The organism is Methanosarcina barkeri 3, from assembly GCF_000970305.1.
GTDB classification, from domain to species: domain Archaea; phylum Halobacteriota; class Methanosarcinia; order Methanosarcinales; family Methanosarcinaceae; genus Methanosarcina; species Methanosarcina barkeri_A.
Window position 1 is genome coordinate 3,508,868 of record NZ_CP009517.1, and the last position, 13,304, is coordinate 3,522,171.

Consider the following 13,304-nt stretch of genomic DNA (forward strand, 5'->3'; position numbering starts at 1 on the left):
CTTTGACTTGAATAATTACAGTTACCCTGTTACCAATTCCTGTATATAACCCTTTGCAACTCCTCTAACGAAGTCTTTAATAATAAAGCTTTCTATCATCCGGAAAAGCCCTTAAGCCAGATGGCATCGATTTTCAGGAAAACCAATTATAAGCCAGTAGTTACAACACAAGCATATGAAGCAATTAAAATGAGTATATGCAGCAATTACAATACAGGCATATGAAGCAATTACAATACAGGCATATGAAGCAATTACAATACAGGCATATGAAGCAATTACAATACAGGCATATGAAGCAATTACAATACAGGCATATGAAGCAATTGCAGTATAGACAGGAGTTACAGACTCAATAGAGTGCTTAGAATCGCAATCAATGCCTGGAAATTATATCCGGTGCTTGAGGTCATAAAATGAGGCTTTAGATAGGAATTTTAAGATAGGAATTTTAAGATAGGAATTTTAAGATAGGAATTTTAAGATAGGAATTTTAAGATAGGAATTTTGATAGGACTAAGAAATGTTGAGAAAATACCTGCCTATTTAGTAATACCATCCATGAGAACAAACTTCATCGGTCAACATTTCTTTAAGGAGGTTCAACCTGTCTATTGAGTTCCGGATCTGTTCGGGCTTGTCAAGTACTTCTTCACACCCGGTTTCTTCCTGTATTGTTGTGATCCTCAGAAGTTCGGCAAAATTAACGCACTCGTCCAGAAAGCTGTTGAACAGCTTGCGGGCCTTTATAAGGCCATCCGAGGTTCTGAAGTCGGGCTGAACGGTTTTTTCGTACTCTGCCCTATGTTTCATCTCGGAGACCAGAAAACGTGACTCAACATAATCCTTTGCGTTTAGAAGATCACCGAGCTTCCTGAGATCAGTCCCTATATGCTGAGTAAAGTAAGCAATCTCAAAAGCCCACTGCTTATCAAAGTTAGTTTCCGGGCCTAGATTGGAAAAAGGAATTTTACTAGTCAGCCAGTTCATCTCCTTTTTATTTTGCCTTTTTTCGTTATTAATATGTAAAAGGAAAGAATAAAAGCTTAACTAAATTCTCTGGCTATATGGTGTATTTTCTATATGTTTTCTGGACTTTTCTTTGGAAGTACTCCACATAGCACATGTATTATAGAGTTTGTCCTCAGTAAGCTCAGGGCTTCTTTCTTAATCAGCTTATACACTGCTTTTTCATTCTCTGCGCATTTTTCCAGAAAAACTATCTTTTTACTCTCTCGTAACATCTTTTAATAAGTTTAGCGCCGCTCGCCATTCCCGAAATTTAGCTCCTGGCACAGATAGGGATATGTTTTAATATTGTCATGTTGATTTTTTTCTTGAAAATGGGGATGGGTAAAATGCAACTGGAATACAGTGTAAGAGAAGCCGAACTTTCGGATCTTCATAAAATCATGGTGCTTTATAAGGCTGTTGCAACCCGATCGGGTGGAATTGCAAGGCAAGCCGATGAGGTCACTGAAACTTATGTCCGAAATTTCATCGAGAGATGCCATGAAACAGGAATTATTCTGACAATTGAAAATCCTTTAAATCCTGAAATCTTGATAGCTGAAGTTCATACCTGCAGCCCGGGTATAAAGGTTTTTTCACATCTTTTCAGCGACCTTACAATAGTTGTGCATCCGGACTATCAGGGTAAAGGTATAGGGTCATTGCTCTTTCGAGCTTTGTTTAAAGAAATAGAATTAAAACATCCTGAGATCATCAGAGTTGAACTCATCGCAAAGGAAAGCAACCAAAAAGCCATAAGGCTTTACAAGAAATTTGGTTTCAAGGCTGAAGGAAAGCTTGAAAAACGGATTTCAGGCAAAACTGGAGAACTGGAAGCAGACATTCCTATGGCCTGGATCAGGAAGGAATGGCAGTTGCTTTAAGGGAAACAAAAGAAACTAAGCTTCATAAGAGTTGTTTGTCATTTTTTCCTATTTAAAACTTAATTAAAGTAAATTTTTGAGAATATCATGTCTAACAGCAAGAGCAAGGAATTGATTGCAATCACTTCTTCAGTCCTTATGATCTGCGAGTTTTATATCGATGTCCACTCGCAGAGAGCTCTTTTACCCACGGGACCAGTAAACAAAAAATTGCCAAGTCCATTGACACAGCTACATTCATAGCAGCTGGTTATCAGATTAAATAAAGAGAAAAATAGAATCAAGAGAAAACAGAAAACAAGAGAAGAATAACTTTTCTACTAAAATGGCTTTGAGGAATTCCTTGGAAGGATTCCCTTAACTGCCAAATTTAGACCGGAGAACATTCAGTATTGTTTTTCAGGTAAAAAGTTTAAAAAATTGAAAAGCAGTATCAAAAAAGAATTAATTTAAAAATTAAGTTCTCATTTTGAAGACGCTGCTTTTGGAGTTTCTGCTTTTGGAGCTTTTGGAGTTTCTGCTTTTGGCTTGTCCACTATTGGAACCGCTACCTTAATAAATTCCTTAGCACCAGTCTTTGCTCTTTCGTTAGAGATTGATATACAATCTTTTGGGCATCCATTAACGCATTCAGTGCACATAATGCATCTAAATACATTGAGTTCCCATGTTTTGTCGGCCTTAGTAACTGTTATTGCGTCAGGTGGACATTTCTTTTGGCATAGTCCGCAGAGAATACAGTTCTCAGGATTAAAAACAATTCTTCCTTTGAACTCCTTAAAAGGTGCCCTTACCTCGAAGGGGTAAAGTCTGGTAGCAGGTTTACGAGAAACATTTGCTAGTACAAGGTTTAACATGCCCATTAATATCACCCTTCTTATTATCTTTCAGTGCAGCTAATGCAAGGATCTATAGTAAGTACAACTATAGGCACATCAGCGAGTTTGACTCCTGGTAACATAAGTAACAGTGAAGGTATGTTTGCAAAGGTAGGTGTCCTTACTTTAAGTCTTTCCAGATTTTTAGTACCATTACCTTTCACATAGTATACAACTTCACCTCTGGGCTGCTCTGTTCTCATAATCGCTTCTCCAGTAGGGAAGCCTTTTACACGTGTTGCAATCTCACCGTCAGGCAGCTTGGAGATTGCGTTTCTTACAATAGTAATAGAGTTATATAACTCAGTGATTCTTACTTTAGTTCTGGCGTAACAATCTCCATCCTTTTCAACAGCTGTCTTAAAACCGAGATCCTTGTAGATATCCCAATCTGATGTCTCTCTCACGTCAATAGCATTTCCGCTTCCTCTAAGTGTAGGACCAGCTGTTCCAGCTTCGTATGCGAGCTGTTTCGGCATTGTAGCTAATCCCACAAGTCTTTGCTTAACTGTGTAATTGTTTACGAATACTTTTTCAATATTTTTAATCTCGGGTTCCAGTGAATCACACATTTTCAAAAGCATATCAATATGTTCTTTTGTCAGATCGTTGGTAACTCCTCCAACTTTAGATATTGAATGTATGACTCTGTTTCCACAGATCCTCTCCGCTACATCCAGTACTTCCTCTCTGTACTTCCAGCATTCATAAAATAGGCTTTCAAACCCAAAACCATCAGCAAACAGGCCAAGCCAGAGAAGGTGACTGTGAAGTCTGTTAAGTTCACCAACTATTACTCTTATATACTGCGCTCTTTCGGGAATTTCGGTATCAAATAGTTTTTCGACTGCCCGTGTATAAGTTATACCATGGAGAGCGCTGCATATTCCGCATATTCTTTCACAAATATAGGTGGTTTGATTATAGTCTTTCGTGTCTATGAACTTCTCAAGTCCTCTATGAACGTAGCCCAGTGAGGGAAGTACTCCAACAACAACATCGTTGTCAATTTCGAGTTTTAACGAAACTGGTTCGGGTAAAACGGGATGCTGAGGACCAAAAGGTATTACGGTTGTCATGTGATTCTCCTCTCAAGTTGCTTTAGGCTAAGGGAGCTTTTGGACTGTTTGGTGTCAGGTAAAGGTGACCCTTATAATCTATTGCTAAACCTTCGAAAGTTAATCCGAAAAGATCCTGGTACTCGTTTTCGATCAAAAGCGCACATAAATAAATGCCTGAAACGCTCTTGGGTTTCTCACCTGGTTTCACAAAGTATCTTAAATTCTTTAACTTATTATCTTTCTCAAAGATATATATAAATTCATGGCCTTCGTTAGCTTTCAGGCATATCATAGTAGAATATCGATAGCCATCGCTTTTTAAACCCTCAACTGCTTTTAGCAGTTCACCGCTGCCTTTTATCTCTGTTATATTTTGAATCACATTATCAAGCATTTGATGGCACCTCGTTTCCTTTCAATTTTACTTCTTTTCCTTTGATATTCCCTTTCTTTTTATTTTCAAGTATTGAAAGCGCTGCTACTACGCCGTCAAGTATGGCTTCAGGCCTTGGGCAGCATCCGGGAACATATGCATCTACAGGTATAACCTGGTCTACTCCCCCTACTACATTATAGCAGTCATGGAATATCCCACCTGTAGATGCACAGGCGCCTACAGCTAGAACAACTTTTGGATCAGGAATCTGATTATAGAGATTTTTAAGCACATTTACGTTCTTATAATTCACCGAGCCTGTAACCACCATTATATCAGCTTGCTTCGGAGTACCGATGTTCAAAACACCGAATCTTTCAGCATCATATAAAGGAGTAAGACAGGCCACTACTTCAATATCGCAGCCATTGCAACTGTTCACGTTTACATGTATAATCCATGGGGATTTTGCCAAACTCATAAGTGTCCCTCTTTTAAGCTAATTGGACTCCGCTAACGTACAGGAATGCTATGTTCACGATCGAAATAATTAGCAGGACTGACCAACTCAGTTTGAGCATCCACTGCCAGTATACTCTTGCGGTAATATTGTCTATGACAATTATAAGCAAGTAAGCAATGATACCTAAAAGCACACCTATTATTGGGTTTGATGCCCAAAATAAGAATATGAGTCCTGTTAAAAACACATATTCATAGAAGTGTGCAATCTCAATAGTGGCAAACCCTGGCCCTCCATATTCGGTCGTCATACCTTTAACCAGCTCCTGGTGACCATGGTGAGATGTTGAATAGTCAAAGGGTGACTTTTTCAGTTTAATATTCAGAACAACTATCATTGCTATGAATATAAGAGGTGTATACACTAGCAGAGGGGATGACGCATCTACCACCGCAGATAGTTTGAAAGTGCCGGTAAGCAGGTAGATTGCAAGAGCATATAATATCAAAACTGGTTCATAAGACAATATAGCCATTATTTCCCTTGAACTTCCTATTCTAGCATATGGAGAACCAGTGCTCATTCCTCCTACAATTAGAGCTATCGAAGCTACTGTATAGACGAATATTATCATCAAGAAGTCTTGTTTGAAAACTAACATTAAGAGGCTCAGAACTATAAAGACAAGGTACACGACTACGTAAAAGTTTTGCGATGGATTTACAACCATGTTGTCTTTGCTAAGGAGTTTCTTAACGTCGTAATATGGCTGCAAAAGAGGAGGGCCTACTCTACCCTGCAATCTTGCAGTAATTTTTCGGTCAATTCCTGAAGCTATACAGCCGATAATAGGAGCACCAATTAAAACAAGAACAGCTAATAGAATGTCGTTCGTATTCATAATCCTACCCCTGCTAACGCAATTACAATAAGAATTATAGATATTGCGTATCCGAGCGTTGTAAGTTTACTTTCTCCAAAAGTGTTCTGGAGATAGATGTTGGAGACGCTGCTTTTTTCGTAACTGCAAAGTCCGTTTCTGAACATTAATCTATCCTTTTCAAGGTTGTTTTCCCCACACATGTAATAGCTGGATGTACGAGGAGTAAACATGTTTTTGGTAGCTAGATAGATCAGAACTGCCAGAGCAAGCACTACGAATATTGCTGCATAAGCAAATGCCCCTATTTCAGAGGTAAATTGTCCAGCCTGTCCTGAGATAACAGGAGCGGTTTTGAGCAGAATTTCGACCTGAGGTTTAATGAAGTAGTTGTATATCGAGAATACAAAAATACTTGTAACTACAATGGCTAGTCCAAGGAAGGACAATGGGAAATAAGTCTCCGGTTTTTTATGCGGAACTGCATTTTTGTCCATGCTGGATGACAGAATTGTTCCAAGCCACTTAGCATAATAAACTGTAGTGAGTGCACTTCCGAGGATGAGAAATACTATTACAACAGGGTTGCTTGAAGCAGCTTCCATTGACACCCACTTTGTGAGCAGTACTCCGAAAGGAGGCAAGAGCATGGAAACCATTCCCAGAGCTGCAAGAGTAGTGAGAAGGGGAGCCTTGTTTATTAGTCCTGACATGTCTTCGATATCTCTACTTCCTATGGTGTGCTCAATTTCACCTGTGCACAGGAAGAGGAGAGCCTTTGATATGGCGTGGAACAGGATAAGCATAATCGCAGCAGCTACAGCCAGAGGTGTGCCTATTCCAGCGCTTGCGATAATTAGTCCCAGGTTTGCAATAGTTGAATACGCTAGCACTCTTTTAGCATTTCTTTGAGATAAGGCTAAAGCTGAACACATAACGAAAGTAAAGCTACCATAAACTGCAATAGCTGTTCCGAGGCTCGAACCCGCAAAAGCTGGTACAAGTTTGACAACTAAAAACACACCTGCATTCACCATTGTGCTTGAGTGCAGTAAGGCAGAAACCGGGGTTGGAGCTACCATTGCGCCTAAGAGCCAGCTCTGGAAAGGCATCTGAGCAGATTTCGCAAAGCCTCCGATACAGAGTAAAGCAACAGGAAGAGCTACAGCGGCCATTGCTGCTGCATCAGTTCCAGCATAAGTTCCAATCCCAGAAAGAGTAATTATTTCATATTTAGTAGCAAGAAGAATTATGCCTATGGATAAAGCAATTCCACCAACCAGGTTTAAAGCAAGAGCCCTGAAACCGTTATTTATTCCTTCCTCATCCATGTTATATGAAATCAACACGAAAGAACACAGAGTTGTTAGCTCCCAGAAAAGGAACAGCCATCCCAGTGTGTCAGCCATTACCAGACCATTCATGGCTGCCAGGAAAAAACTCATTGTAAAGTAGAAAGTTTTTTGTCTGTGTAGGTGTCTGTGTTCTTCATATTCATCCATATAACCGGTTGCAAATAATATAATCGCAGTACCGACTATATTAACAATTAATATCATTATCTGAGAAAATTGGTCAATATTAAAAGAAGCACCTTCAGCACCTGGAACATTGGTAAAGGTGTAAGCAAATAAAGCTGCCGAAACAATTCCTAGTCCGAGTGTAGGCCAGTTTTTATATTTTGCTGACACCGCAAGAATAAATAGTATTACCAGTACTTCAAGTATGAGAACAATGTTTTCAAACATTGCGAAATTTGGTTCACCAATCTGAACTACTCCAGTACCATCCAATACTAAATTAACTGATAAAGCTACTCCTATTATGAAAAAAGCCCAAGCCAGGTACTTATATAGCGATTTAGGAAGGGCTACAAATAATAACGAAAACAGTATGGGTACTATAATTAATAGCATAACGGTGTTTTCTATCATACAGCGTATCCTCCGATCTATTAATCCTCCGATCCGTTTATTGTCTGACTATAATGCTGGAACTTACGCAACTGAAAAAACAGAATCCAATATCAGGACGTTTTATAACCTGAATGTTATTGTAACCTGGTTTTTATATTGCCAAATGACTTATTATATTGATTTCCCAGTCCAACTGCGCAATTCCTGAGTGTATAAGAATATGGACTAATATTCCACAAATATTATAGTATTCTTATATCAAAATCACAAGAAATAATAATATGTGAATAATGTCGATATAAATTCGACATGTTGCCAATTCTTAATATTACAAAGGCATATTTAAAGATAGTGATTTTCTTTTTACTTTTATATTACTAACAAGAATAATGGACAAAATAGCCCCCAATTGTTGTTTATTCTTGTTTACATTTCTCGTTATGTAATACTGCTGAGTAACAACAGGTACTATTAAATGATTTTAGTACTACTAAGTAGTACAAATTAGCATGAACAAAGCTATATTTAAACATACTGATTTTAATTTACTTTTATACTGCTCCTGAAACTCATTTTTAAATAGCCTGTAAAAGTTACAGTTTTAAATAAAAATGTAAAAATTAATGGCAAATAATATTATTAGATTACTACAATAATTAATATAACAAGGTGATATTTAAGTAAAGTGATTTTAACTTTATATTTATAATAATGATGAATATGAATAACATAGTAAATTTGTTATACATTTATAATATTTTGAATAGACCAGAAAATCATTGATTTCCCCAGGAAATAAAAAAATTGATTTTGGAATCGAAGCACTAGTTAACAAATAGAGTAAGAAGACAAGAAGAAGGAAAAGTCTCGGCTTTATACAGCTTATCCCTACTTATCTCAATGTTTGATTAAGGTTCATACTGGTTATAAAAGGATATTGAATAGATATCCCGTAAAGATTATCGAAATTGCCACAATTGAGACAAAAATCGATATTAGCTCATTTTTAAGCACTTTTTTAAGGATGATCATTTCAGGCAGGGAAACAGCTGTAACGGACATAAGGAACGCAAGAGAAGTTCCTATAGGAAGACCTTTCCCAATCAGGCTTTCTATGATAGGAATCATTGCCATAACATTTGAGTACAATGGAACTCCGATCAGGACGGCAATCGGAACTGCAAACAGGTTGTCTTTACCTGCATATTTTTCCAAAATACCTTCAGGTGCATATCCGTGGAAAATACCTCCTATGCTAACGCCTATAATTACATAGATCCATACCCTTCCCACAATGTCTTTTACATTTTCAAATGCAGTGTTTACTCGTTCCTTTACAGTCAGCTCCTCGGGTTTTGTAGTCTGCTGCCCTACTTTTATCTTATAAACAAAGTCCTCCACGTACCTTTCCAGCTTCATAATACCAATCAGATAACCCCCAATAACTCCCAGTACAACTCCTGATACAATATAGATCACTGTTGCTTTAAGGCCGAGAGTTGCCCAGAGAGCAGCAACTGCGGCTTCATTTACGAGAGGAGAAGTTATCAGGAAGGAAAAAGTAACTCCAAGAGGTACGCCTGCTTCTACAAACCCTATAAAAATCGGAACTGAAGAACACGAACAAAAAGGAGTTACTGTTCCGAGGAGAGACGCAAAAAAGTAATACTTAATCCCTTTTTTATTTCCAAGCACCTTCCTGGTTCTTTCGGGCGTAATATAGGTCCTGAGATAAGAAATGAAAAAAATCATCACTGCAAGCAGCAAGAAAATTTTCATTACATCGTAAATAATAAAGTTAACACTAGCTGCAAGGTGCGTGTCACGTGCAATCCCGAAAACGTCGTATGTTAGCTTGTCTGCAATCCATTGAAGAGGATAAAATATATCTACCATTTTGAGTTCCTTCTTCCAGTTATTCTCACTCTTTTCGTAATTTTCACTTCATAGTATATCAATGCATGTTTATATGATTACTAAAAGATATAAGTTTGTCGCTCTAAATAAATATATACAATAATAATAATAATAGTAATAATAATAATAATAATAATAATAATAAATAATGAAATGATAATACCTGAACTAAAGTGAAATTAGATTGAGACACTTTCACACCGATATTCAAAGCCAGTGTAATTAAAGGTTTAATTATACATCTAATAAACCAGCAAGGTAATCTTTATGAGCATACTGGCACGAAAACACCAATAGAGAGTTCAAGTGTGTTTAACACTGCTTTCTGAAACTTGACTGAAGGCTCAAATCTCATCAGAGCTGAATTTAAATTCAATAATTGAAGGCTTCAAGTATGGTCAAATGTTCTATTTGTGGGAAGGATGAAAGTTCGCTGCTTAGAGTAAAGCACAGGAAACTTGGCACTGTAAAGCTCTGTTTCGAATGCTGGGAAGTCGAAAACAGCAATAAGAATCTTCATCTTTCATGTGGTGGATGCGATTGCTGAAAATGAATCTATTCTTACATCCTGTAGTTTAAATCCCACTTTTCTTCACTCTATTTTTTCCTTCGGAGTCCTACTTGCTTTTTTCCTTCTATGAGAAGTCAGCCACTAAAATCGATTAAGAATTAATATCAAAAAGTTTTAGTGACAAAAATCGGCCGTAAAAAGCTAAAAACCCTGTAAACAAGCTTAAATATCTATTAATGGTTTTGTGCAGAGCGATTTTGTATAGGTTTAAAGGAAATAGATTCGAATTAAAAGGTAAAAGATTAAAACGGAAGATCACTCTGATTGAAGGATCTCCATGACTTTCCTGAGAGTGTCTGCTACTTCCTGGTCTTCAAGATCTCTTTTCTTGCTTTTTTTGATTCCGAACTCGGAAATTACGATCTGTCTATCAGGTTTAAACCCTGCAAGCTCAAGTGTCTTGCTGGCACAGTTCAAAGGACAACCATCAATTGTAATAATACGATCAGAAGCTTCTGCAGACTTCATAAGTCCTGGCGCTCTTGCACCTATTCCGGCAGTACACATCAGGTTTCCTATCCCCTGCTTTTCGAGTTCGATTGCGACTCTGTTTGAGAGCTGGCCTATATTTGCTGCTCCAGCACAAGGAAAAATTGCCACGTTTGCCGAACCACATGCACATTTTGTTTCTTCTGGCATATTTTTCACACTGACCTTGGATTTATCATAAAGTGATTGTAATCTTGAGTTTATCTTAAGTTAACTATAATTTTACTTTCCAGTTCTGGGCTAATACTTCAATCATTTTAATAAATTTATTTTTTAATCCACTTTTTGATCTCATCGACACTTGGAACTTTACCTGCGGCTTTAACGTCTCCGTCAACTACAAGAGCAGGAGTGACCATGACCCCATATCCCAGAATTTTATCGAAATCTTCTACCTTGATGATTTCAGCATCTACACCTGTTTCCTTTACAGCTTTCTCAACAATTTCTTTTGTTTTGTTGCACTTTGAACATCCTGTACCAAGTATTTCGATTTTCATCGTATTCACCTCAACATTCTCTATTTCAAATAACATTCTCTATTTCAAATGACATTCCCTATTTCAAATAACATTCTCTATTTCAAATGACATTTTCTATTTCAAATGACATTTTCTATTTCAAATATATTTGAAATAACCTATATAAAATTTCCTATTTCAAAATAATTTGAATTAAGTTTCAACCGGGTCAGCATTTAAATTAAACTCAAAGAAAGTCAAAATCAATTTATTCATATATATCTGGCAATCTTTGAAGAACATGGTTGAAATAAAACCCGAATGCATTTCCAGGAAAAGGTTCTTTACGTATACTATTTTCCTGTTTATCCTTGCAGGTATTTTCGAGATAGGTGGATACCTTATATGGTTGTGGCTACGTGAAGACAGAGGACTGATTTTTGCATTTTCAGGGGCAATCATCTTATTTTTATATGGAATCGTACCCACTTTTCAGCGCTTTTACTTCCATAGAATATATGCAACTCATGGTGGTATTTTTGTTGTTATGTCCTCTTATAAGCTGAATTTTTGACAAAATTCCTCCGATACCCATGATCTTACAGGCTCCCTGGTTATTCTTATTGGAGTATCAATCATTTACTGCTAGCTAAGAGGGGATGATAATAAATGATTGACTCTGCAGTATCTCTTGTTCTGTTTTTTCTGACTGCCCTTTTTGAAATAAGAAGAGGCTATCTTGTTTGGTTATGATTAAGGGAAAATAAAGGAGCAGTGCTCGGGCTTCTCGGAGGACTGACGTTAGCAGTTTGGGATATTTCCAACTTTTCAGCCGGCACATTTTGGTAGGGTTTATACTGCTTATGGAGGAATCTTTATTGTTTTATCCCTGATCTGGGGAGTTCTGATGGACAAGAAAAACCCAGACAAATATGAAATAATAGGTGCATTGATCGCACTTGCAGGTGTGCTGATAATGTTCTACATCCCTCGTTGACAGGTCAGTATTAAGAACAAATAGAGGATAAACAGGGAAGGAGAGAAATTATAGAAAGTTACAGAAAAAGAAAAGGAGTTTTAGGAAAAAAATAGGGAAAAACAAAGAGAAAAAAGTTTAACAAATAATTAAACCTGGCAGAAATATTTGTTATGAAAATATATTTATAGATAAGCGTTCTGCTTGAAGCCCTGTATAATTCTATTCTCATTTTGAGTAAATATAACTTCTATACTATATAGGGAGAGAAATATCCATGCTTCAAATATTCAAATCAACAGATTCCGGACTGGTAACTCTTGATCAGGTTGAAGACGGTACATGGATTAATCTTACAAATCCGATAGAGCAGGAAATTCTCTCTATATCAGAAAGTCTGAATATTCCAGTTGAACACCTCAAAGCTGCACTCGATGAAGAAGAACGTTCCAGAATTGAAGTAGATGAAGGCTGTACTGTCGTATTAATAGATATACCCGTACCGAACACGAACTTGCAGGATGGAGGAATTTATTATACAATTCCCCTTGGGATTATAATTACCGACAGAAATATCGTTACCGTTTCCCTTCAGGAGAATTATGTTATTAGTAGCTTTATTGAAAGGAGAATAAAATCCTTTTATACATTCAAAAAAACACGGTTTCTTTTACAGATCCTGTATAAAAACTCAAAGTTATATCTTCAGTATCTCAGGCGCATTGATAAAGCAAGCGATAAAATTGAATCCAAATTACATAAGTCTCTGAAGAACGAGGAATTAATTCAGCTTCTCGGACTGGAAAAAAGCCTGGTATATTTCTCTACATCTTTAAAAAGCAATGAAATAGTCCTTGAGAAAATTCTTAGGTCTACTCCTGTCAAAATGTATCCTGAAGACACGGATCTCCTTGAGGATGTTATTGTCGAAAACAAGCAAGCAATTGAAATGGCAAATATCTATAGCAATATCCTGACCGGAACGATGGACGCATATGCTTCGGTTATTTCCAATAACTTAAATATTGTTATGAAATTCCTTACTTCAGCTACAATCGTCTTATCAGTCCCAACAATGGTTGCCAGTTTCTTTGGGATGAACGTTGACGTCCCCTTCGAGAATAATCCTCATGCATTTGTAATTATTTTCATAATATCGTTAGTTTTCTCGACTATCCTGGCTTTCACAATGGTAAGAAAACAACTATTCTAAAGCAACTGCTTTAAGAAAAAACTATTCTAAGAAAAAAAGATTCTAAAAATACATTGGAAACATCAATTTTCAAAACAAATCTCTCCCTAAGTACCCGGATAAAAATACGTTCTCTCTTCAGAATTTTTTTGTTTGTTGACCCTACTTGAAATTCTTGAGTGTAGCTTCCTGCGAAAAAATACAATCTATGTAGGTGAAATAAAAAGAT

Annotated in this window: 15 protein-coding genes; 5 read left to right on the forward strand and 10 right to left on the reverse strand. The window is 37.0% G+C overall.

All coding sequences use genetic code 11. From position 1 onward, the window contains the following. Positions 1–546: 546 nt before the first annotated feature. A complete protein-coding gene (locus MSBR3_RS14300) occupies positions 547–990 on the reverse strand; it encodes a hypothetical protein (RefSeq protein WP_048108889.1) in 444 nt (147 codons plus the stop codon). A gap of 368 nt (positions 991–1,358) precedes the next feature. Here MSBR3_RS14300 and MSBR3_RS14305 point away from each other — a divergent pair, with 368 nt between their 5' ends. Further along, positions 1,359–1,895, forward strand: coding sequence for a GNAT family N-acetyltransferase (locus MSBR3_RS14305; protein ID WP_048108890.1), 537 nt, complete (start codon positions 1,359–1,361; stop codon positions 1,893–1,895). Between the two features lie 464 nt (positions 1,896–2,359). On the opposite strand, the gene MSBR3_RS14310 is transcribed toward MSBR3_RS14305, so the two are convergent. The 7 genes from MSBR3_RS14310 to MSBR3_RS14340 form a co-directional block, all read right to left on the reverse strand. After that, on the reverse strand, positions 2,360–2,758 hold the full coding sequence (locus MSBR3_RS14310) for a 4Fe-4S dicluster domain-containing protein (RefSeq protein ID WP_048108891.1): 399 nt from the start codon (positions 2,756–2,758) through the stop codon (positions 2,360–2,362). Positions 2,759–2,775: 17 nt separating this feature from the next. Beyond that, on the reverse strand, positions 2,776–3,852 hold the full coding sequence (locus tag MSBR3_RS14315; protein ID WP_048108892.1) for a hydrogenase large subunit: 1,077 nt from the start codon (positions 3,850–3,852) through the stop codon (positions 2,776–2,778). 22 nt (positions 3,853–3,874) lie between these two features. Next, positions 3,875–4,228 carry an NADH-quinone oxidoreductase subunit C gene (locus tag MSBR3_RS14320; RefSeq protein ID WP_230627512.1) on the reverse strand — a complete coding sequence of 118 codons (354 nt, stop codon included), beginning with the start codon at positions 4,226–4,228 and terminating at the stop codon, positions 3,875–3,877. Then, positions 4,221–4,691, reverse strand: coding sequence for an NADH-quinone oxidoreductase subunit B family protein (locus tag MSBR3_RS14325; protein WP_048108893.1), 471 nt, complete (start codon positions 4,689–4,691; stop codon positions 4,221–4,223). The genes MSBR3_RS14320 and MSBR3_RS14325 overlap by 8 nt, the downstream gene beginning before the upstream one ends. A gap of 13 nt (positions 4,692–4,704) precedes the next feature. Further along, complete coding sequence (locus MSBR3_RS14330; protein ID WP_048108894.1) at positions 4,705–5,574, reverse strand: respiratory chain complex I subunit 1 family protein; 870 nt, start codon at positions 5,572–5,574, stop codon at positions 4,705–4,707. Next, on the reverse strand, positions 5,571–7,487 hold the full coding sequence (locus MSBR3_RS14335; RefSeq protein WP_048108895.1) for an NADH-quinone oxidoreductase subunit 5 family protein: 1,917 nt from the start codon (positions 7,485–7,487) through the stop codon (positions 5,571–5,573). Before MSBR3_RS14335 ends, MSBR3_RS14330 begins: the two co-directional genes overlap by 4 nt. 906 nt (positions 7,488–8,393) lie before the next feature. Continuing rightward, positions 8,394–9,365, reverse strand: coding sequence for a permease (locus tag MSBR3_RS14340; protein WP_048108896.1), 972 nt, complete (start codon positions 9,363–9,365; stop codon positions 8,394–8,396). A 415-nt stretch (positions 9,366–9,780) separates the two neighbouring features. Here MSBR3_RS14340 and MSBR3_RS20735 point away from each other — a divergent pair, with 415 nt between their 5' ends. Beyond that, positions 9,781–9,933 (forward strand): hypothetical protein, encoded by a 153-nt coding sequence (locus MSBR3_RS20735; RefSeq protein ID WP_196296956.1) that lies wholly within the window; start codon positions 9,781–9,783, stop codon positions 9,931–9,933. 279 nt (positions 9,934–10,212) lie between these two features. On the opposite strand, the gene MSBR3_RS14345 is transcribed toward MSBR3_RS20735, so the two are convergent. Both MSBR3_RS14345 and MSBR3_RS14350 read right to left on the reverse strand, forming a co-directional pair. After that, positions 10,213–10,596, reverse strand: coding sequence for a putative zinc-binding protein (locus MSBR3_RS14345; RefSeq protein WP_048108897.1), 384 nt, complete (start codon positions 10,594–10,596; stop codon positions 10,213–10,215). A gap of 116 nt (positions 10,597–10,712) precedes the next feature. Then, positions 10,713–10,946, reverse strand: a complete 234-nt coding sequence (locus MSBR3_RS14350) for a thioredoxin family protein (RefSeq protein WP_048108898.1) — start codon at positions 10,944–10,946, stop codon at positions 10,713–10,715. 262 nt (positions 10,947–11,208) lie between these two features. Here MSBR3_RS14350 and MSBR3_RS19565 point away from each other — a divergent pair, with 262 nt between their 5' ends. The 3 genes from MSBR3_RS19565 to MSBR3_RS14365 all read left to right on the forward strand — a co-directional run bounded on the left by MSBR3_RS19565 (position 11,209) and on the right by MSBR3_RS14365 (position 13,096). Further along, positions 11,209–11,481: a YnfA family protein gene (locus tag MSBR3_RS19565; RefSeq protein ID WP_230627513.1), complete on the forward strand. Its 273-nt coding sequence runs from the start codon at positions 11,209–11,211 to the stop codon at positions 11,479–11,481. A 240-nt stretch (positions 11,482–11,721) separates the two neighbouring features. Then, positions 11,722–11,904 carry a YnfA family protein gene (locus tag MSBR3_RS21145; RefSeq protein ID WP_230628038.1) on the forward strand — a complete coding sequence of 61 codons (183 nt, stop codon included), beginning with the start codon at positions 11,722–11,724 and terminating at the stop codon, positions 11,902–11,904. 256 nt (positions 11,905–12,160) lie between these two features. Further along, positions 12,161–13,096 (forward strand): magnesium transporter CorA family protein, encoded by a 936-nt coding sequence (locus MSBR3_RS14365; protein WP_048108900.1) that lies wholly within the window; start codon positions 12,161–12,163, stop codon positions 13,094–13,096. Positions 13,097–13,304: the final 208 nt, after the last annotated feature.

Bases quoted from the DNA above. Each gene is read 5' to 3' on its own strand.
- MSBR3_RS14315 (WP_048108892.1), bottom strand. From the start codon at position 3,852: ATGACAACCGTAATACCTTTTGGTCCTCAGCATCCCGTTTTACCCGAA.
- MSBR3_RS20735 (WP_196296956.1), top strand. From the start codon at position 9,781: ATGGTCAAATGTTCTATTTGTGGGAAGGATGAAAGTTCGCTGCTTAGA.
- MSBR3_RS14345 (WP_048108897.1), bottom strand. From the start codon at position 10,596: ATGCCAGAAGAAACAAAATGTGCATGTGGTTCGGCAAACGTGGCAATT.
- MSBR3_RS14330 (WP_048108894.1), bottom strand. From the start codon at position 5,574: ATGAATACGAACGACATTCTATTAGCTGTTCTTGTTTTAATTGGTGCT.
- MSBR3_RS19565 (WP_230627513.1), top strand. From the start codon at position 11,209: ATGGTTGAAATAAAACCCGAATGCATTTCCAGGAAAAGGTTCTTTACG.
- MSBR3_RS14320 (WP_230627512.1), bottom strand. From the start codon at position 4,228: ATGCTTGATAATGTGATTCAAAATATAACAGAGATAAAAGGCAGCGGT.
- MSBR3_RS14365 (WP_048108900.1), top strand. From the start codon at position 12,161: ATGCTTCAAATATTCAAATCAACAGATTCCGGACTGGTAACTCTTGAT.
- MSBR3_RS14310 (WP_048108891.1), bottom strand. From the start codon at position 2,758: ATGGGCATGTTAAACCTTGTACTAGCAAATGTTTCTCGTAAACCTGCT.
- MSBR3_RS14300 (WP_048108889.1), bottom strand. From the start codon at position 990: ATGAACTGGCTGACTAGTAAAATTCCTTTTTCCAATCTAGGCCCGGAA.
- MSBR3_RS14325 (WP_048108893.1), bottom strand. From the start codon at position 4,691: ATGAGTTTGGCAAAATCCCCATGGATTATACATGTAAACGTGAACAGT.
- MSBR3_RS14305 (WP_048108890.1), top strand. From the start codon at position 1,359: ATGCAACTGGAATACAGTGTAAGAGAAGCCGAACTTTCGGATCTTCAT.
- MSBR3_RS14350 (WP_048108898.1), bottom strand. From the start codon at position 10,946: ATGAAAATCGAAATACTTGGTACAGGATGTTCAAAGTGCAACAAAACA.
- MSBR3_RS14335 (WP_048108895.1), bottom strand. From the start codon at position 7,487: ATGATAGAAAACACCGTTATGCTATTAATTATAGTACCCATACTGTTT.
- MSBR3_RS14340 (WP_048108896.1), bottom strand. From the start codon at position 9,365: ATGGTAGATATATTTTATCCTCTTCAATGGATTGCAGACAAGCTAACA.